The sequence below is a fragment of the Streptomyces sp. WZ.A104 genome, from assembly GCF_002382885.1.
Classification (GTDB): domain Bacteria; phylum Actinomycetota; class Actinomycetes; order Streptomycetales; family Streptomycetaceae; genus Streptomyces.
Window position 1 is genome coordinate 129,035 of record NZ_NWVL01000003.1, and the last position, 20,945, is coordinate 149,979.

The following is a 20,945-nucleotide window of genomic DNA, read 5'->3' on the forward strand; positions in this document are numbered from 1 at the left end:
GCCGTGATTCTCAGGACCGGCCACCGGTACGTCTTCGGCGTGCCGGTGGCCTTTCGCGTTCACAGGTGCCCCTTGGCGACCAGTGTCTCCATGATCTGGAGGGCGTTGAGCGCGGCACCCACCCGGAGGTTGTCGGTGACCAGCCAGAGCAGGAAGCTGTTCGGGTTGGTGGGGGAGATCCTGATCCGGCCCAGATGCAGATGGTTCGGATCGCCGAGGGTGGCGGGGGTGAGGATGTCGCCGTGCATCCCGTCGCCGTGGACGGTCACATCGGGCAGCCCGCCCAGCAACAGGCACAGTTCCGCACGGTCCACCGGCTTCAGGCACTCGACCCACATCGCCGCGGAATGGCCGTTGACCACCGGGACCCGGACACAGGTCGCCGTGATGTCGAGGCCGGGCAGGCCCAGGATCTTGCGGGACTCCTGGAGCAGCTTGCGCTCCTGGAGGGTGAAGCCGTCGTCCAGCACCCGGCCGATCTGCGGCACCACGTTGAAGGCCAGCCCGGGCGAGAACTCCTCGGCGGGCATCGTCGCCTGGGGGTCCTGGAGGGCGAGCCGGGACGCCTCCTGAAGCTCCTCGATGCCGGAGTGACCGCTGCCGGACGCCGCCTGGTACGTACTCACGGAGATCTGGCGCACCCCCCAGCGGCGCTCCACGTCCTGGACGACCCGGACCAGCGGGATCGTGACGGAGTTCGGGTTGGCGATCACCCCGGCCGCCGGGCGGCGGTCCAGCTCCGCGGAGTTGACCTGCGGGACGACCAGCGGGACGTCAGCGCTCATCCGGAAGGCGAAGGTGTTGTCGATCACCAGGGTGCCGTGGGCGACCGCGACCGGTACCCAGGCCCTGCTGACGGCGTGCCCGGCGGAGAAGAACACCACGTCCGCGTCGCCGAAGTGGAAGCCGGTCAGCTCGCCCACCCGGTACTCCCGGTCCCCGACCCGGATCTCCCGCCCGGCCGAGCGTGCGGAGGCCAGGAGGTGCAGTGCCCGGTAGCGCAGCCCCCGGTCCTCGATGACGTCGAGCAGGGTGCCGCCCACCGCGCCGGTCGCGCCGACGACGGCGATGCGCGGGGCAAGGGGGTCGTCGACCAGAGGCATGGGCATCGCCGATCGAGTAGGGCGGTGGACGGGGTCCGGGGCAGCGGCCTTCCGGACGGTCGGGCGGCGCCGAGTGGGGGAATCCGGGGAGAGCGAGGGGCTGATCATCCCCCCGCGCGGGTCCGGTCGGCAATCGGTGGCACATGCGGATCGCCGATGGCTTCCATTGGTGCCGCCGATCGGGGGCGCAGCTGATCGGAATCACCGAAGCCGACGATCGGATCTGCCCGTCGGGCCGACGTTGACCTCGCCGTTTCGTGTGGCGAAGGGTGGAGGGCGGAACGGTCCCGGGCGACCGGGAGTTCACCGATCGAATGGGTGGGTTGATGCAGCAGGCCGTCAAGGTCGTCGGAATCGGAGGGTCCTCCCGGCCGGGTTCCACGGCGGAGCGGGGACTCCGTGTCGTGCTGGCCGAAGCGGCCCGGCTGGGTGCGGACGTCACCCTGATCGCCGGCGCCGACCTGGTGATGCCCCTCTACGATCCGCGCGCCGCGTCCCCGGAGCCCCGGGCACGGCGCATGCTGGCCGCGATCGCCGGGGCCGACGGGGTCGTCCTCGCCAGCCCGGCGTACCACGGGACGGTGTCGGGGCTGCTGAAGAACGCCCTGGACCACATCGAACAGCTGCGGGACGACGAACGGCCGTATCTGACGGGGCGCGCCGTCGGCTGCCTGGCCGTGGGGCAGGGCTGGCAGGGCGCGGTGACCACCCTGGCCACCCTGCGGGACGTGGTGCACGCGCTCCGGGGCTGGCCGACACCGCTGGGTGTGGCGCTGAACAGCGCGACGGCGGGGTTCACCGCGAGCGGCGAGTGCGACGACCCGCACATCCAGCGGCAGTTGAACGAGGTCGCCGCCCAGGTCGTCGAGTTCGGCGAGGCGCACCGGGCGCTGCGGGCCGCGGCACCCACCGCGCGGGCCGCCGTACCCACATCACTCACAGCGCTCCAGGCGGGGTGACCATGGACACCGAGGCGAGCTGGATCCGGTGCTTCCACCCGAAGCCACAGGCCGCGCACACCCTGGTCTGCTTTCCGCACGCGGGTGGTTCGGCCAGCTACTACCACGGCCTCTCGGAGGTCCTGGACCCGGACATCGAGATGCTGGTGATCCAGTACCCGGGCCGGGAGAACCGGTTGTTCGAGGAGCCCGTCAGCTCCCTCCACGCACTGGCCGACTCCGTGGCCGAGGTACTGCCCACCCGTCTCGGAGGCGCCCGGCGACCGGTCCTGTTCGGCCACAGCATGGGGGCGATCGTCGCCTTCGAGGCCGCGAGGCGGCTGGAGCGGGCGGGTGCCGTGATTCCCGAAGCGCTTGTCGCGTCGGCGTGTTCGGCCCCCTCGGGGCACCGCCCGGAGCGGGCGCTGCGGGCGGACGAGCAGCCCGACAGCGAGGTGCTCGCCCGGATCATGGGACTGGGCGGCACCGCCCGGGGCGTCGCCGAGCACGCCGAGCTGATCGAGCTGGTGCTCCCGGCGATCCGGGCCGACCTGGCCGCCCTCGGTTCCTACCGGGCGGCCGACGGCGCGACGGTGGGCTGCCCGGTCACCGTGTTCGTCGCGGACGGCGACCACGAAGTGCGGCCCGCGGACGCCCGGTTGTGGGGAAGGCACACCACCGCCGGCGAACCCGGGGTGCACGTCTTCGAAGGGGATCACTTCTATCTGAGCAAGCGGCCCGAAGGCTTTGTCGATCTGCTCCAGGAAACTGTGCGCACCTCTCGCCCGGAGAACTCACTCGGATGACAGCCACCATGGGATTCGTGGAAGAGGAGCTCGCCCAGGTGTGGGCCGAGCTGCTGGAGGTCACCGGCGCCCCGGTGGACCTGGACTCGGAGTTCGCCGGTCTCGGCGGCGGGCCGGAGCAGGCACGGCTCCTCGCCGCCCGTATCGACGAGGACCTCGGCGTGGACGTCCCCGCCGCCGAACTGCTCGGCGCGGGCACGCTGGCGGAGATGGCCCGCCTGGTGCGTGCCGCCATGGGCCGGGGCGCGGCGGGCCCGTCCCAGGGAGGTCCCGGGGCCGCCGGGCCCACCGGCCCCCGTCCCGGGGCCCGGCAGGAACGGCCCCAGCTGTCGTTCGCGCAGCAGCGGCTGTGGTTCATGCAGCAGATCGACCCCGACACCACCCTCTACAACGTGCCGACCGTGCTGCGTCTGCGCGGAGCCCTGGACCGGGCCGCGCTCGGCCGGGCCCTCGACGCCCTGGTCGCGCGCCACGAGGTGCTGCGCACGACGTACGCGGCGCCGTCCGGGCTCCCGTACCAGGTCATCGCGGACCCGGTGCCGCTTGAGCTGCCGTACACCGACCTGACGGGCGCCGCCGACCCGGAGGCCGAGGCGGAGCGCGTCGCGGCCGAGGAGGGCGCGGCCGTCTTCGACCTGGCCGCCGGGCCGCCGCTGCGGGTCCGGTTGGTGCGGGTCGGCGCGGACGAGCACCGGCTGATCGTGACGTTCCACCATGTGGCCGTCGACGGCTGGTCGGTGGAGATCCTCTTCCGCGAACTGGGGCAGCTGTACGGCGACGGCGAACCGCCCGCCGAGGTGCCGCTGCACTACGCCGACTACGCCTCCTGGCAGCGCGACCGGCTCCGGGGCGAGACCCTGGACGCCCTCGTGGACCACTGGCGCGAGGCACTGGGCGACGACCCGAAGGCGCTCGCCGTGCCGACCGACAAGCCGCGGGGCACCGCACGCGGCTTCCGGGGGGCCGTCACGACACGCCAGCTCCGGCCGGAACTCGTGTCCGCCGTCCGTGAGTTCAGTCGTGGCGAGCGCGTCACTCCGTACATGACCCTGCTCGCCACCCTGCACACCCTGCTCGCCGGGTGGTCGGGCGCGGAGGACATCACGGTCGGCACCCCCGTCGCGGGACGGGACCGGCCCGAGCTCCAGGATCTGGTCGGCTGCCTGATCAACATGGTTCCGGTCCGGGTGCGGCTGGACGGCGGCCCCGGCTTCCGCGAGCTGCTGGCCCGGGTCCGTACGGCGGTGCTGGACGCCTCCGCCCACCAGGAGCTGCCCTTCGACAAGCTGGTCGAGGCGCTGGTCTCCCGGCGCAGCCGCGACTTCATGCCGGTCTTCCGGGTGATGTTCAGCTTCCTCAAGGAGCAGCCCGAGCCGGTGTTCGCCGGGCTCGACGGGTGCTCGCTGGACCTCACGGGCCCGCAGGACACCGCGAAGTACGACCTCAGCCTGTACGCGCAGGAGCGCGGCGACGGCCTGGCGCTGACCCTCGAATACGACACCGATCTGTTCGGCCCCGACACCCCGGCCGCGCTGCTGGCCGCCTACGAACGGACGCTGGCCGAAGCCATTTCCCGGCCCGGGACACCGGTGACGGAGCTGGCGGCGGCGCGGTTCGCCGCCGGTACCGCGTCCGGACCGCAGAGCCCGCAGCCCCGCACCGAGTCCGGCACCGAGAGGAACACCCACCGTGACCGTTGACCAGATGGCCACACCCGCCCAGGCCCCGGGGACCATCGACGCGTGGTTCGCCCGGCAGTCGGCCGCCCGCGGCGACGCCGTCGCCGTGACCGGCGCCGACGGCCGGCTGACCTACGCCGAGCTGGAGCGCGACGCCAACCGCCTGGCGCACCGCCTGCGCGTCCTGGGCGTCGGCCCCGAGATACCCGTCGCCGTCTGCGTGGAGCGCACCACGTCCCTGGTGACGGCGCTGCTCGCGGTCCTGAAGGCGGGCGGGGCGTACGTACCGCTCGACCCCTCCGCCCCCATCGAGCGGCTGCGCTTCACGCTCGCCGACGCCAACGCCGCCGTCCTGCTCACCGACCGCGCGGGGCGTGGCCTGCGCGCCCCGCACACCGTGCTGACCGGGCGCGACGGCGAGGACCTCACCGGCTACCCGGAGACCGCGCCCCCGGACCCCGGCACCGGGCCGTCGAGTCTCGCGTACGTCATCTACACCAGCGGTTCGACCGGTGTCCCCAAGGGCGTCATGATCGAGCACCGCAATGTGACGGGCCTGCTCACCGGCGTCCGCGACCGCTTCGGGTTCGGGCCCGACGACGTGTGGTCGTTGTGCGCCTCCGCCGCGTTCGACGTCTCCGTGTGGGAGATGTGGGGCGCCCTGTTGCACGGCGGCCGACTCGTCGTCGTACCGGACGAGGTGCGGCGAGCCCCGCAGGAGCTGCACGCGCTGCTGCACCGTGAGGGCGTCACCGTCCTCAACCAGACGCCCGCCGCCTTCCGCCAGCTCGTCCGGTACGAGGAGGAGCACCCCGGCCCCGGCGCCCCGGCGGAACTCGCCCTGCGGCTGGTCGTCTTCGCCGGGGAGGCGCTGCCGCCCGAGATGCTGCGGCCGTGGATCGCCCGCCACGGCGACGCGGCGCCCGCCCTGGTGAACATGTACGGCATCACCGAGACCACCGTGCACTCCACCTACCGCCGTATGACCTCGGCCGACCTCGACGGCGGAGCGGGCAGCATGATCGGCGGCCCCCTCGACGGCTGGACGATGGACGTCCTCGGCGCCGACGGCGAACCGGTGGCCGAAGGGGCGGCCGGAGAGCTGTACGTCGGCGGCGCGGGCGTGGCACGCGGCTACCTGGGCCGCCCCGCCCTCACCGCCGGGCGCTTCCTGCCCGACCCGGACGCCGCCGTGCCCGGAGCCCGCCGGTACCGCTCGGGCGACAGCGCCCGGCGGGCGGCCGACGGGGACCACGAGTACCTGGGCCGACTGGACCACCAGGTCAAGATCCGCGGCTACCGCATCGAGCTGGGCGAGATCGAGAACGCGCTCACCCGCCACCCGGCCGTCCGGGACACGGTGGTCGCCGTCGACCGGGACGCGGCGGGGGACCCGCGCCTGGTCGCGTACTGGGTGGGCTCCGCCGGGACCCCGGCCGGGCCCTCCGAACTGCGTGAACACCTCGGCCTGACGCTGCCCGAGTACATGCTGCCGAACGTGTACGTGGCCCTGGACCGGCTGCCGCTGACCCACAACGGCAAAGTCGACCGGCGCGCGCTGCCCGCCCCGGAGGCCGTACGCCCCGAGCTCGACGCGGAGTTCGCCGCGCCCGCCACCCCCGTCGAGAAGGTGATCGCCGACATCTGGGCCGAGGTGCTCTCGGTCGACCGGGTGGGACGTGACGACGACTTCTTCGAACTGGGCGGCCACTCCATGCTCGCCACCCAGGCCGTCGCCCTCACCAGGGACCAGCTCGGCGTCGCCGCGACGCTGCGGCTGTTCTTCGACCGGCCGACGGTACGGGAACTCGCGAGCGCCCTGGACGAGCTGCTCGCCGCACAGCACGACACCGGTGCCGGGCACCGGCCCGCATCCCACCCGCACCACCCGCACGGGGAGAACGCATGACGTACGAGACGGATCTGCCACTGCCCGAGCAGGCGGTGGCCATCATCGGAATGAGCGGCCGCTTCCCGGGCGCCGCGGACGTCGACGAACTGTGGCGGCTGGTGGCGGCGGGCGAGGAGGGGCGCAGTACCTACACCGACGAGGAGCTGGCCGCGGCCGGAGTCCCCGAGCAGCTGCGGGACGACCCGGCGTACGTGAAGTCCGGTTTCCCCCTGGACGGGTTCGACCGCTTCGACGCCGACTTCTTCGGTGTCACCCGGTCCGAGGCCGAACTCATGGACCCCCAGCACCGGTTGCTGCTTGAGACGGCCTGGCAGGCGCTGGAGCGGGCCGGTTACCCGGCGAGGACGTTCGAGGGGCGGACCGGGGTGTTCGCCGGTACGTCGGGCAGCGGCTACCTCCAGGAGCGCATCGCCCCGCGCGGCGCCTTTGACGGCCTGGTCTCCGACGAGATCCAGGTGGCGATCGGCAACGACCCCGGGATGCTCGCGCTGCGCCTCTCGTACAAGCTCGGTCTGACCGGCCCCAGCTTCACCGTGCAGAGCGCCTGTTCGTCGTCGCTGGTGAGCGTCCACCTCGCCGTCCAGTCCCTGCTCAGCCGCGAGGCCGACCTCGCGCTGGCGGGCGGGGTCGCGGTGCGGGAGTTCGAGCCGCGCGGATACCGGTACGAGGAGGGCGCGATCCTCTCCACGGACGGTCACTGCCGCCCGTTCGACGCCGACGCCTCCGGCACCGTCTCCGGTGACGGGGTGGCCCTGGTCGTCCTCAAGCGGCTGGAGGACGCCGTCGCCGACGGCGACCACATCCACGCGGTGATCCGCGGCAGCGCGGTCAACAACGACGGCTCCGCGAAGATCGGCTTCACCGCGCCTTCCCCGCACGGTCAGGCCGAGGTGATCGCCGAGGCGCTGGCGGTCGCCGGGGTCGAGCCCCGTACGGTGCAGTACGTCGAGGCGCACGGCACCGCCACCCCGCTCGGCGACCCGATCGAGGTCCAGGCGCTCACCGAGGCGTTCCAGCCCGACGCCCCCGCCGGATCGGTCCACCTGGGCTCGGTCAAGTCCAACGTCGGCCACCTCGACGCGGCGGCCGGGGTCACCGGCCTCATCAAGGCGGCCCTGGCGCTGGAGCACCGCTTCATCCCGCCGACGGCCCACTTCCGCGCCCCCAACCCCGCACTCGGCCTCGACAAGGGCCCCTTCCGGGTCGACGCCGAAGGCGTGCCGTGGCCCGCGACGGAGCTGCCGCCGCGCGCCGGGGTGAGCGCCTTCGGAATCGGCGGCACCAACGCGCACGTCGTCCTCGAAGCAGCGCCCGCCCGCAGCACGGAGGCCCCCGACGGCGACTGGCAGGTGCTGCCGCTGTCCGCCCGTACGCCCGAAGCCCTCGACACCGCCGCCGCGCGCCTCGCGACGGCGCTCACGGCCGACGACGGGACGCGGCAGGACCCCGCCGGGTTCGCCGACGCCGCCTACACCCTCCAGATCGGGCGCGCCGCCCTCCCGTACCGCCGCACGGTCGTCGCGGACAGCCGCGCCGCCGCGGCCGCCGCCCTGGAGCGGCCCGCGCCCGCCGCGTCCGCCGTGCCGGACGAGGCGCCCGGTGTGGTGTTCGTCTTCCCGGGCCAGGGCGCCCAGTACGCCGGTATGGGCGCGGAGCTGTACCGCACCGAGCCGGTGTTCCGCGAGGCGCTCGACCGGTGCGCCGAGATCCTGCTGCCCCACCTGGGCTGGGACGTACGGGAGGTGGCCTTCGCCACCGGCGGGGACGAGGCCCAGGAGCGGCTGCGCCGGACCCTGTACACCCAGCCGACCGTCTTCAGCCTCGACTACGCCGTCGCCCAGCTGCTGATGTCGTGGGGCGTGCGCCCCGACGCGATGACCGGGCACAGCCTCGGCGAGCTCGTATCGGCCTGCCTGGCCGGGGTGTTCAGCCTGGAGGACGCGCTGCGCGTGGTCGCCCGGCGCGCCGCGCTCATGCAGGACCTGCCGCCCGGCCGGATGCTGTCCGTCCTGCTGGACGAGGCGGCCCTGACCGAGGCGCTGGACGGCCGCGCGACGATCGCCGCCGTCAACGCACCCGCCTCCTGCGTCGTCGCGGGCACCCCCGAAGAGGTCGCCGAGGCCCGCCGGGTGCTGGAGGAGCGGGGCGTGTCCGTACGGGAGCTGGAGACCTCGCACGCCTTCCACACCGCCCTGGTCGAACCGGCGCTGCCCGGCCTCGCGGAGGTGCTGCGCTCGGTGCGGCTCAACACCCCGAAGATTCCCTTCCTGTCCAATGTGACGGGCACCTGGATCACCGACGAGCAGGCCACCGACCCCGACTACTGGGTCTCCCACACCCGTGCCCCGGTCCGCTTCTCCGACGGGATCGCCGCCCTCGCCGAGCGCGGCGACGCCGTGGTCCTGGTCGAGGCCGGCCCGGGCAGCCAGCTCAGCGGACTGGTCCGGACCCACCCGGAGCCCTCGCCCGTCGTCACCCTGCTGCGCAAGCCGCGCGGCGAGGAGCGCACCGCCGAGGCCCGCACCGTCCGCGAAGGCCTTGCCGAGCTGTGGCGGCACGGGGTGGCCGCCGACTGGGCCGCCCTGCACGACGACCGGGCCCGCGGCCGGGTCCCGCTGCCCGCCTACCCCTTCCAGGGCCGCGGCCACCTGCTTCCGAAGCCGGAGACGGCGGCCGCCGGGAACGTACGCACCGACCCCGAGCGGTGGACGTACGCACCGGTCTGGCACCCCGCACCGCTCCCCGGGGCGGCCCCGGAGGACGCCCCGCTCAGCTGGCTGGTGCTCCAGGACGACACCGGTCTCACCGACGCTCCGACCGCCGCCCTGCGCACCAGGGGCCACACCGTCACCACCGTGCGGAAGGCGACCGCCTACGCCCGCACCTCCGAGCACGGCTTCGACGCGGACCCCGCCGACGCGGACCACCTCGGCCGGGTCGTCGAGGAGCTGCGGCGCACGGGAGCGGCCCCCGACCGCGTGCTGCACGCCTGGGCCGTCACCGGCCCCGGGGACAACGCCGGTGACGCGGCGGGCCGTTACGCCACCGGCCTGGACACCGGGTTCCACAGCCTCGTCGCCCTCGCCCAGGCGCTCGGCGGCAGCGGGGAGGACCGCCCGGTGCGGATCGACGTCCTCACCGACAGCCTCCAGGACGCGTACGGGACGGCCGTGATCCGGCCCGAGCGGGCCACCCTGTACGGCGCGGTGACCGTGCTGCCGCAGGAGTACGCGTGGCTGACCTGCCGCAGCGTCGACGTCACCCTCCCCGCCACCGACGCCGACCGCGCACGCGTCGCCGCGCAGCTGGACGCCGAACTCGCGGGGGAGGGGCGGGAGAGCCTCGTCGCCTACCGGGGCGCCCAGCGCCTCCTGCGCGCCTTCGCACCGGTCGGGCTGGAGCCCGTACCCACCGGGCGGGCCTGGCGTGCGGGCGCCGGGTACCTCGTCACCGGGGCGTCCGGCGAAACCGGACTGGTCTTCGCCGAGCAGATCGCCGCGAGCGGGGCGCGCGCCCTGCTCATCGGCGACCCGGACTTCCCGGCCGAGAGCGAGTGGGACGCCTGGCGCGGCGGCACGGCGGGCGACGACGACCGGGTACGCGCCCGGGTCGCCCGGCTCGCCGCACTGCGCGCCGCCCACCCCGAGGCCGTCGTCTACCGCACCGCCGACCTGGCCGACCCCGGCCAGGCCCGTACCGCCGTCGAGGCGGCGCGGACCGTGCTGGGCGCGGTCGACGGCGTCCTGCACCTCGCCGACGCCCGGGGCTCCGGCCTGACCGCGCTCAAGACGCGGCCGGACTTCGAAGCCGTCCTCGCGGCCCGGGTGAGGTCGACCCTGCTGCTCGACGAACTGCTGGCGGACGACCCGCTCGACTTCTTCCTCACCGCGTCGGCCACCACCGGCATCGTCGGCGGCTTCGGACAGGCCGAGAACTGCGCCGCCGCCGCCTTCCTCGACGCCTTCGCCCAGGCCGCCACCGCCGCCGGCCGGCCCACCCTCGCCCTCGACTGGTCGCAGTGGGACTGGGACGACTGGTTCGAGCAGCAGATGGCGGGCCTGCCCGAGGTGCGGGAGCTGTACGAGCGGCTGCGCCTCGCCCAGGGCATCCCGGCCGCCGACGGCCTGGCGCTCGCCCGCGCCGCGCTCTTCGGCGCCCTGCCCCAGGTCGTCGTCTCCAGGGCCGACTTCCAGGACGTCCTGGCCGACCAGTCCGGGCTGACCGCGACCTCGTTCACCGACTCGCTGGGCGGTGGCCGGGGCCGCGGAGACGACGACTGGGACCCGGCCACGGTCTGGCCGGACGACGAACTCGCCCAGGCCGTGGCCCGGGTGTGGCACGAGATGCTCGGCGTCTCCCCGATCGGGCCGGACGACGACTTCTACGACCTGGGCGGCAACTCGCTGTTCGCCATCCAGATCGTCGGGCGGCTGCGGCAGGCCCACGGCGACTTCCCGATGAGCGCCGTCTTCGAGGCGCCGACCGTACCGGGGCTCGCCGCCGCGATCCGCTCCCACCAGGCCGAATCGATCGGCCTGGACGAGTTCGAGGCACTGCTGCGCGAGGTCGAGAGCCTCTCCGCGGGCGAGGCCGAGGCAAAGCTGAAGGGTGACGACCATGTCTGACGAGTCCGAGGCCGCACGCAGGCTCAAGGAGCGGATGTCCTCGCTCTCGCCCGAGCAGCGCGCCGTCCTGGAGCGGTCCCTGCGCGAGCGCAACGTCAAGGCGCCCTCGGCCGTGGACCCCGGCCCCGGTACGAAGGCGGCCGCCAGATCCGCCGCGCCGCGCCGCGGGCGGCGGCCCGGCAGCACCATGGACTTCAGCCTGTTCTTCTTCTCGGGAGACGGCACGGCCAAGGGCCCGGGCAAATACCAGCTGCTGCTGGACAGCGCCCGGCACGCCGACGCCAACGGCTTCGACGGCATCTGGGTCCCCGAGCGCCACTTCGTGGACTTCGGCGGCCTCTACCCGAACCCGTCGCTGCTGGCCTCCGCCATCGCCGTACTCACCGAGAACATCCAGATCCGCGCGGGCAGTTGCGTCCTGCCCCTGCACCACCCGGTGCGGGTGGCCGAGGAGTGGGCGGTCGTCGACAACCTGTCCGGCGGCCGGGCCGCGATCTCGGCGGCCTCCGGCTGGCACCCGGACGACTTCCTCCTGGCCCCGGGGGACGGGCAGCAGCGCTACCCGCGCCGCAAGGACGAGATGTTCGAGTCGATCGACACCGTCCAGCGGCTGTGGGCGGGCGAGAGCGTCGAACTCCCGCGCGCCGACGGATCGTCGCAGACCGTACGCACCCTGCCGCGCCCCCTCCAGCCCAGGCTCCCGGTGTGGGTGTCGGCGCAGGGCAGCATCGAGACGTTCGTCCGGGCCGGGGAGATCGGCGCGTACGTACTGACCGGGCTGGTCGCCCAGCGCCCCGCCGACCTGAAGGACAAGACGGCGGCCTACCGCGAGGCGCTCGCGGGGGCCGGGTACGACCCGGCGGAGGGCCGGGTCACCGCGATGGTCCACACCTACGTGGGCTCCGACGACGACGAGGCCAGGGAGACCGTACGGGGGCCGCTGACGGCGTACCTCAAGACCTTCCTGGAACAGCAGGACAGCTTCGGCAGCGAGTTCTCCAAGCTCAACGACGCCGAGCGCGACGTCATGCTCAACGCCACCTTCGAGCGCTACTTCGACCAGCTGGCCCTGCTCGGAACGCCCGACAAGTGCGAGTCCCTGATCGAGGACCTGGTCGACATCGGCGTCGACGAGGTCGCCTGCCTGGTCGACTTCGGACTCGACCCCGGCCAGGTGCTCAAGGGCCTGGACCACCTCACCGAACTCAAGGACCGCTACCGCCACCGGGGCGAGACCGAAGGAGAGAAGTCGTGACCGGACTCGCGGACCGGCTGGCCGGTCTCACCCCCGCCCAGCGCGCCCTGCTCGACCGGCGGATGCGCGAGCGTACCGCCGGCACCGTCACCAACGCGCCCGTACCCCGCCGCAAGCGGGAGAACCGCGTGCCGCTCACCGTGGACCAGGAACGCATCTGGCTCATCCACCAGTTCGACCCCGAAGACCCCGTCTACAACGTGTACTTCGCCTCACGGCTCCACGGCGAGCTGGACACGGACGCCCTCCAGCGCGCCGTGGACGCCTTCGTACAGCGGCACGAGGCGATGCGCACCACCTTCGAGCAGGACGGCCACGCCCCCGTCCAGGTGATCCACCCGTCCATGGCGGTGCCGCTGCGCCACCAGGACCTGCGGTCCGTGCCCGAGGAGCGGCGCGAGGCGGAGATGACGCTGCTGGCGACCGAGGAGCTGCGCACCCCGTTCGACCTGGTGAAGGGGCCGCTGCTGCGGATCGCCCTGCTGCGCCTCGGCGACCGGGAGCACGTCCTCGTCGGCACGGTCGACCACCTGGTGTGGGACCGCGGCTCGATGGGCATCTTCAACGCCGAGATCGCCGAGTTCTACTCGGCGTTCGCCACCGGCCGCGAACCCCGGCTCGCACCGGTCGAGGTGCACTACCCGGACTACTCCGAGTGGCAGCCGCAGTGGCTGCGCGAGGAGGTCCGGCGCAAGCACCTGCCGTACTGGAAGAAGCAGCTCGAAGGCGCCGACCTGGTCCTGGAGCTGCCGACGGACCGCCCCCGCCCCCCGCTCCAGACGGCGAACGGCGCCCGCTACCAGTTCCCGCTGACCCCCGAGCTGACCCAGGCCGTCCGCGACCTCGCCAAGCGCGAGGACGTCACGGTCAACATCGCGCTGCTCGCCGCCTGGCAGCTGATCCTGCACCGGCTCACCGGACAGCAGGACATCGTGGTCGGCACCACCTCCTCGACCCGCAGCAGGCCCGAGACCGAGCCGATGATCGGCTACTTCCTGACCATGCTGCCGCTGCGCACCACGGTCCGGCCGGAGATGACCGTACGGGAACTGCTCCAGGCGACCCGCACCACGATGATGGGCGCCTTCGACCACCACGACATCCCCTTCGGGACGCTGCTGGACGAGCTCGACCTCGACCGCGACCCCAGCCGCACGCCGATCTACCAGACGTCGTTCATCCTCGTGGACTTCCTCCACGAGGAGGAGACCCCGATGGCCGGGCTGCGGGTCGAGGAGCTCATGCTCGACAACGCCACCGCCAAGGACGACGTGCTGCTCGGCTTCTTCGACGACCCGGCACTGGCGGACGACCACTTCCACGGGATGCTGGAATACAACACCGACCTGTTCGACGAGAGCACGATGGCCAGGACGGCCCGGCAGATCGTGCGCGTCCTGGAGCAGATGTCGAAGGACGCCGGACGCAGCGTGCGTGACCTGTCGCTGCTCGGCCCCGACGAGGCACAGACGCTGCTGGTGGAGTGGAACCGGACCGGGACGCCCCGCGAGGAAGGCGTCGCGCTGGACACCCTGGTACGCCGTCAGGCCCTGGCCACCCCCGGGGCGGTCGCCGTCTCCTGCGGCGACGAACGGCTCACCTACGCCGAACTGCTGGAGCGAGCAGGCCGGTTGGCATCCCACCTCCAGGAGCGTGGCGTGCGGCCCGAGACCGTCGTCGGGGTGTGCCTGGAGCGCTCCGTCGACCTGGTCGTCGCCCTGCTCGGCGTGGTCATGTCCGGCGGCGCCTACCTGCCGCTGGACGCGGGCTACCCGGCGCAGCGCCTGGCCACCATGACCGGCGACGCCGGGGCGGCGTTCCTGCTGACCCGCTCCGAGCTGCTGGAGAGCCTGGCCGGCTGCCCCGGAGAGCGGATCTGCCTGGACACGGACGCGGAGACCGTCGCCGCCGCCCCGGCCGTCCCGGCGGAGCCCGCGGCGGGCGAGGACAGGCTCGCCTACGTCATCTACACCTCCGGGTCCACCGGCCGCCCCAAGGGTGTCGAGGTCACCCACCGCAACCTGGCCAACCTGCTGCTGGCGATGGCCGCCGAGACCGGCCTCGGCCCCGGCGACACGCTCACCGCCGTCACCCCGGTCACCTTCGACATCGCGGGCCTGGAGCTGTACGCCCCGCTCATCAGCGGCGCCCGCGTCCACGTCGTACGCAAGGAGGAGGCCGTCGACGGCCGCCGCCTCGCCGCCCTCCTCGACGAGACCGGCGCCACCGTCATGCAGGCCACCCCCGCGACCTGGCAGCTCCTCGTGGAGGCCGGATGGCGGAGCGACGGCTCCCTGCGGGTCCTGGTCGGCGGCGAGGCGCTCCCCCCGGCCCTGGCCGAGCGGCTCGTCGCCGGGCCCGGCCGTACCTGGAACGTCTACGGCCCGACCGAGACGACCATCTGGTCCACCGCGCACCGCCTGGACAGCGGCACCGAGCAGGTCTCCATCGGCCGCCCCCTCGACAACACCCGCGTGTACGTCCTCGACGAGCGCCTGGAGCCCGTCCCGGTGGGCATCCCCGGCGATCTGTACCTGGGCGGCACCGGAGTCGCGCGCGGCTACCGCGGTCGCCCCGCGCTCACCGCCGAGCGGTTCATACCCGACCCCTTCGGCACCACGCCCGGCGCCCGGCTGTACGCCACCGGCGACAAGGCCCGGCTCCGCGAGGACGGCACGCTCGTCTTCCTCGGCCGGGACGACGGCCAGGTCAAACTGCGCGGCTTCCGCATCGAACTGGGCGAGATAGAGGCCCGGTTGGCGGAGCATCCGGCGGTGCGCCGCGCGGTCGCCCTCGTCCGCGAGGACCGGCCCGGCGACAAGCGGCTGACCGGATACGTCGTGGCGGCGGACGGCGACGGCGGGGCCCCGGGGGCCGAGGAGCTGCGCGAGCACCTGCGCCGCTTCCTGCCCGACTACATGGTCCCGTCCGCGATCGTCACCCTGGACGCCTTCCCGCTGAACACCAGCGGGAAGATCGACCGCAGGGCCCTGCCCGAGCCGGTGATCGAGCGGGACGCGGCGAGCTACGTACCGCCGCGCGACGCGATCGAGCTGGAGGTCGCGCACATCTGGGAGGACGTGCTCGGGGTCCGGCCGATCGGACTGCACGACCGGTTCTTCGACCTGGGCGGCCACTCCCTGCTCGTACTGCGGCTGATGGCCGAGATCGAGAAGAGGTTCGGGCAGCAGCTGCCGATGGCCGCGATCTTCCGGGGCGCCACCGTCGAACGGTTCGCCCGGATGCTGCGCGAGGGCTACCAGGACGAGGCGGACGTCCACCTCGTGGAGATCGGCTCCGGCACCACCGGCACCCCCGTCTTCTTCGCCCACCCGGCGGGCAGCGAGGTGGTCTGCTACATGCCCTTCGCCGGTCTCATGGCGGGCGGCGACCGCCCGCTGTACGCGCTGGCCTCCCCGCCGCCCGCCGACGGCGTGCTGCCGTACGCCGACTTCGGGGCGCGGGCGGCGGCCTACGCGGACCTCATCCGCGAAGTGCAGCCCGAGGGCCCGTACACGGTGGCCGGCTGGTGCTACGGCGGCACCAACGCCTTCGCCGTCGCCGGGGAGCTGGAGCGGACGGGGGCGGAGGTGTCCGTCGTGATGATGGACTCGCACCCGCCCGCCGAGGTCGCCGAGGGCTCCGAGCCCGACCCCGCCGACATCGTCGAGGCCGTCGCGGCCAACCTCCAGTGGGACTACGGCGACGCGCTGAAGTCCGTGGAGGAGCTGCGGGAGATGACCCCCGACGAGCACCTCGACTACCTCCTCGCCATCGCCCGCGCCTCCGACTACCTGCCGCCGGACGCCGGACGCGAGCAGGTCCGCGACATCCTCGACCTCTGGGTCGCCAACCTGCGGCTCGTCTGGAACTTCCGTCCCCTGCACGTCAGGGGCCGGGTGACGCTGATCCGCGCGGCCGAGGAGACGTACGACTCGACCGAGGCGTGGCGCGAGCTGACCACCGGCGGCGACCTCGATGTCCGGGTGGTCGAGGGCAACCACTACACCATGATGCGCCACCCGTACATCGAGGGCGTCGCCACGATTCTGAACGAGGTGGTCGAGAGTGCTTGAGCTGCTCAAGGACCGGACGTACATCCGCTACTGGCTGGCCGTCGTCGCGTCCTTCCTCGGTGACGCCATCACCAAGATCACCCTGATCTACGTGGCGGCCACCGAGACCTCGGACCCGGTGCTGTACGTGTCCCTCGTGGTCATCGCCCAGCTGCTGCCCTCCGGGGTTCTGGGGGCGTTCGTCGGCCCGCTGGCCGACCGCTTCCCGGCGCGCCTCCTCATGGTCGGCTCCGACATCGTCCGGGTGGGGCTGGTCCTGGCGATGATCCCGGCCCGCGACTCACCGACGCTGCTGCTCGTCCTGATCCTGCTCACCGGCATCGCCAAGGCGTTCTTCGAGACGGCCCGCATCACCGCGATCCCGCTGATCGTCCGGGGGCACAACATCCCGACGGCGGTCGCGCTGTTCCAGTCCACCAACCACACCCTGAACCTGGTCGGCCCCGCCCTCGGCGGGCTGCTGCTCGCGTTCTCCAGCGTCTCGGTCGTCTTCGTCATCGACGCGGTGACGTTCGTGATCTCCGCGATCCTGCTGGCCAGCATGGCCGTGCTGCGCGAGGTCCCGGTGCCCGGCAAGGACAGCGGCCGCGAGTCCTACTGGAAGTCGCTGGCCACCGGTGTCTCCGGGGTGCTCGCCGTGCCGTCGCTGCGCTTCCTCGCGATCATCCTGGTGCCGGTGATGCTCGTCCTCGGGCTCTTCACCACCAACCTCAACTCCCAGCTCCTCAACGTCTTCGACCTGTCCGCCTTCAACTTCGGCCTGGCGCAGGCGGCGTTCGGGGCGGGCTGTGTGATCGGGGCGCTGACCGGCCCGCCGCTGGTGCGCCGGTACTCCGACCGGGGGCTGCTCATCGGCTCCATCGTGCTGTTCGGCGTCTCCCTGCTGCTCCTCGCGCCGACCGGCTGGCTGCGGGACTCGCTGGGCCTGGGCGTCGTCCTGGCCTGGTGCGTGGTGGCGGGGATCGGCTCCGGCCTCTTCCAGGTTCCGGTGGCCAACACCCTGATCAGCGACCTGCCCGAGGAGATGCGCGGACGGGGCGTCGGACTGCTCAACGCCCTGATGATCAACTTCACCATCCTCGGCGTGGTCCTGGGCGGCCTGGCCGCGGACCTGATGGGCATCGCCCTGTCGATCATCGTGGCCGGCGGACTGCTGCTGCCCGCCGCGGCCCTGCTCGCCGTCGCGTCGGCGCGCGGCAGGCCCGGCGGGGGCGACAAGGACAGCCGGACCAGCGGCGACGCCGCCGAGACGGAGGCGGTCTCATGACGGCCGCCGAGCAGCACCTTCCGCTCAGCCCCGCCCAGCGGCGGCTGTGGGCGCTGGCCCAGGTACGGCCGGACGACCCCTTCTTCAGCATCCCGTTCGCCGTCGGCATCGACGGGCCGCTCGACACGAAGGCCCTCGGACGCGCTCTCGACGAGCTGGTGCGCCGTCACCCCGCCCTGCGGACCCGGATCGTGCTTGGCGCCGACGGCGAGCCCGTCGCCCGCGTCGGGACGCCCGCGCCGGTGGAGCTGCCCGTCGTGGACGCGGGGGACACCTCGGCCGCCCTGTCCGAGGCGTTCGCCCGCGAGCCGTTCACGGTGGACGGCGGCCCCCTGCTGCGGGCCCGGCTGCTGCGGCTGGACGACACCACCCACCGGCTGCTCGTCGGCGTCCACCACATCGTCTTCGACGGGGCGTCGCTGGACGTCTTCACCGGCGAACTGACCGCCCTGTACGACGCGTTCGCCCAGGGCAGGCCGTCGCCGTTGCCGGAGCCCGCCGTGGACCACGGCGCGTTCCTGGCCCGGCGTGCGGAGCAGGACGAACGGGCCGCCGCCGCGAACCTGGCGTACTGGACGCGGCGGCTGGCCGACGCCCCCGAGGTGCTGGAACTGCCCCTCGCCCGGCCCCGCCCGGCACGCGCGGGACACGCGGGGGAGCGGCGTACGGCCGTGGTCCCGCAGGAGGTGGTGGAGCCGCTGCGACGGCTCGCCCGGGCCGAGCGGTGCAGCCTGTTCATGGTCCTCAAAGCCGCGTGCGACGTGGTCCTCAGCCAGTACGGCGGCACCGACGTGCTCACCGGCATGGCCCTCTCGGGCCGGGACACCACCGAGAGCGCCGGGCTCGTCGGCTACCTCACCCGGCCCGTGGTGCTGCGCGGCGACCTGTCCGGCGACCCGGAGTTCCGCGAGCTGCTGCACGGGGTGCGCGGTGACCTGCTGGACGCGCTGGACCACACCGACCTGCCGGTCGACGAGGTCATGGACCGGCTCGGCATCACCCGTGACCCGAGCTACCACCCGCTCTACCAGGTCATGTACACGCACCAGCCCGCGGCGCCCGTACGGCGGGCGGCGGACGCGGTGTTCACGGTGGGGGAGCTGCGGCTGCCGACCATGAAGACCGACCTGGCCATCGACACCGTCGAGACGGACGAGGGCCTGCTCGCCCTGGTCGACTACCGCACCGCCCTCTTCGAGGACGCGACGGCCGAAGCGCTGCTGGTCCGGCTGCGCACGGTGCTGGAACGCGCGGGCGCCGACCCGTCCGCAAGGGTGTCAGCGCTGCTGCGGCCCACGGCCGCCGAGCGGCGGCTGCTGACCGAGGAGTGGAACCCGGCGGGCGGGGCGGACGGCTCCGGTGCCGCCGAAGGTGCCGGTGCCGGTGAAGGCGCCGCCGGGAGCGCCGGAGATGTCCTGCACACCCTGGTGGCGGATCAGATCGCCCGTACCCCGGACGCGGTCGCCGTGGCGGACGGCGCGCGCACCTGGACCTACCGCGAACTCGACGACGCGGCGGGCCGGGTGGCGGCCCGGCTGCTGGCCGGTGGCCTCGCGCCGGAGGACCCGGTGGGCGTCTGCGCCCCCAAGTCCTTCGCCCTGGCCGCCGCCCAGCTGGGCGTGCTCAGGGCGGGCGGGGTGTGCGTACCGCTGGACCCCGAGCTGCCCGCCTTCCTGCTGCGGCTGGCCGTGGCGGACGCGGGTCTGTCGACCGTTCTCGCGGACGCGTACTCCTCCTCGCTCTTCGACCACACGCAGGTCCGGCTGACCGAACTGGACGAGAGCGCGGGGGAGCCGGGTGCCACCGACCCGACCGCGCCCCTGCCCGCCGTCGCGCCCGCCGACGCGGCCTGGGTGCTGCGCACCTCCGGCGTCACGGGCGAGCCGAAGGCCGTACTCGCCGAACACCGCAACCTCGTCTCCCGGCTGCGCTGGGCCCACCGGGAACTGCCCGCCGGGGCTCTGGAGGCGGTGGCTCAGCTCAGCCCGCCGGACTCGCCGGGCGCGGTCTTCGAGCTCTTCGCCCCGCTCACCCGGGGCGGCCGGGCGGTCGTTCCGGACGGCACGCGCCACACGGACAGCGGGCCTGCGGACACGGTGTACGCCGCACCCTCCGCCCTCGCCGGTCTCCTCGGCGAGGGCCGGGGCACCGCACCGGCCACGGTCCTCGCCGGGGGCGAGCTCCTCGCCCCCGCCACCCTGCGCGCGGCGTACGCCGCCGGGGCCGGCCGGGTCCACCACCTCTACACCGCGGCCGAGACCGCGGGCCCCGCCATCGGCGGGCCCGCCGCCCCGGCCCCCGGGGACGGCACACCCGTCCCGCTCGGGCTCCCGGCGGACTGCACGGCGTACGTCCTCGGCCCGCGCGGGGAGCTGGTCGCGCCGGGCGTCGTCGGGGAACTCCACATCGGCGGCGCCGCCGTCACCCGGGGCTACCTGAACGACGCACGCCGTACGGCGGAGCGCTTCCTGCCCGACCCGTACGGGAAGCCGGGCGGGCGCCTGTTCGCCACCGGCGACCTCGTACGGCACACACCCGACGGGCGGCTGGTGTTCGCCGGGCGGGCCGGGGAGCAGACCCGGGCGCGCGGGGTGCGGGTGGCCGCCGCCGACATCGAGGCGGCGCTGCTGGCCCACCCCGGCGTCGTACGCGCCCACGTCACCACGCGGGCGGCCGAGGGCATCGACGCGGCGGTCACCGTCCGGCCCGGGACGGGCCCGGCCGCCGTCGAACTCCACGGCCACCTGCGCGAACTGCTGCCCGGCTACATGCTGCCCGCCCGCATCGGCGTCCTGGACCGGCTGCCGCTGCTGCCCGGCGGCCGCCCGGACGGCCCCGCCGTCGCCCGGGCGCTGGAGCAGGCGCTCGCCGAGGAGGCGAAGGCGGCAGTACAGGGGGCCCGGCCGCCGGTGAGCGAGTCCGAACAGCGCGTCGCCACCGCATGGCGGGAGGTCCTCGGCCGCACGGTCGGCCACGACGAGAGCTTCTTCGACGCGGGCGGCAACTCGCTGCTGCTGATCCGGCTGCGCGACCGGCTGCGGACCGCGCTGGAGTGCCAGGTCGACGTGGTCGACCTCTTCCGGCACTCCACGGTGCGGGCCATGGCCGCCTACCTGGGCCGCCAGGACCCCGGCCGCGCGAACCCGCCCGAAGCCGGGGCACAGGAGCGCGGCCAGGCCCGGCTGCGGGCCATGCGCGCCCGGAACCGGGAGCGCACGCCGGGACGGCCGCGATGACGACAGCGGCAGGACGAACGGCGGAGCCGGCACGGACCGCGGAACCGG

General features: G+C 73.8%; 10 protein-coding genes. 9 read left to right on the forward strand and 1 reads right to left on the reverse strand.

All coding sequences use genetic code 11. The features are described from left to right. Positions 1 to 59: 59 nt before the first annotated feature. Positions 60 to 1,109 (reverse strand): aspartate-semialdehyde dehydrogenase, encoded by a 1,050-nt coding sequence (locus CIB93_RS02675; protein WP_257001979.1) that lies wholly within the window; start codon positions 1,107 to 1,109, stop codon positions 60 to 62. 320 nt (positions 1,110 to 1,429) lie between these two features. Here CIB93_RS02675 and CIB93_RS02680 point away from each other — a divergent pair, with 320 nt between their 5' ends. The 9 genes from CIB93_RS02680 to CIB93_RS02720 are packed head-to-tail and all read left to right on the forward strand — an operon-like array spanning position 1,430 to position 20,897. Continuing rightward, positions 1,430 to 2,062: an NADPH-dependent FMN reductase gene (locus CIB93_RS02680; RefSeq protein WP_096623622.1), complete on the forward strand. Its 633-nt coding sequence runs from the start codon at positions 1,430 to 1,432 to the stop codon at positions 2,060 to 2,062. Between the two features lie 2 nt (positions 2,063 to 2,064). Then, positions 2,065 to 2,847, forward strand: coding sequence for a thioesterase II family protein (locus tag CIB93_RS02685; protein ID WP_096623624.1), 783 nt, complete (start codon positions 2,065 to 2,067; stop codon positions 2,845 to 2,847). Then, positions 2,844 to 4,547 carry a condensation domain-containing protein gene (locus CIB93_RS02690; protein ID WP_096623626.1) on the forward strand — a complete coding sequence of 568 codons (1,704 nt, stop codon included), beginning with the start codon at positions 2,844 to 2,846 and terminating at the stop codon, positions 4,545 to 4,547. Before CIB93_RS02685 ends, CIB93_RS02690 begins: the two co-directional genes overlap by 4 nt. After that, positions 4,537 to 6,435 (forward strand): amino acid adenylation domain-containing protein, encoded by a 1,899-nt coding sequence (locus CIB93_RS02695; protein WP_096623627.1) that lies wholly within the window; start codon positions 4,537 to 4,539, stop codon positions 6,433 to 6,435. Before CIB93_RS02690 ends, CIB93_RS02695 begins: the two co-directional genes overlap by 11 nt. Then, positions 6,432 to 11,063, forward strand: a complete 4,632-nt coding sequence (locus CIB93_RS02700) for a beta-ketoacyl synthase N-terminal-like domain-containing protein (RefSeq protein WP_096623629.1) — start codon at positions 6,432 to 6,434, stop codon at positions 11,061 to 11,063. Before CIB93_RS02695 ends, CIB93_RS02700 begins: the two co-directional genes overlap by 4 nt. Next, positions 11,056 to 12,318: a MupA/Atu3671 family FMN-dependent luciferase-like monooxygenase gene (locus CIB93_RS02705; RefSeq protein ID WP_218839747.1), complete on the forward strand. Its 1,263-nt coding sequence runs from the start codon at positions 11,056 to 11,058 to the stop codon at positions 12,316 to 12,318. Before CIB93_RS02700 ends, CIB93_RS02705 begins: the two co-directional genes overlap by 8 nt. Continuing rightward, complete coding sequence (locus tag CIB93_RS02710) at positions 12,315 to 16,394, forward strand: non-ribosomal peptide synthetase (RefSeq protein WP_096623631.1); 4,080 nt, start codon at positions 12,315 to 12,317, stop codon at positions 16,392 to 16,394. Before CIB93_RS02705 ends, CIB93_RS02710 begins: the two co-directional genes overlap by 4 nt. After that, entirely contained in the window at positions 16,387 to 17,661 is a 1,275-nt protein-coding gene (locus tag CIB93_RS02715) for an MFS transporter (RefSeq protein WP_096623632.1), read from the forward strand. The genes CIB93_RS02710 and CIB93_RS02715 overlap by 8 nt, the downstream gene beginning before the upstream one ends. After that, positions 17,658 to 20,897 (forward strand): condensation domain-containing protein, encoded by a 3,240-nt coding sequence (locus tag CIB93_RS02720; RefSeq protein WP_096623634.1) that lies wholly within the window; start codon positions 17,658 to 17,660, stop codon positions 20,895 to 20,897. Before CIB93_RS02715 ends, CIB93_RS02720 begins: the two co-directional genes overlap by 4 nt. Positions 20,898 to 20,945 lie beyond the last annotated feature (48 nt).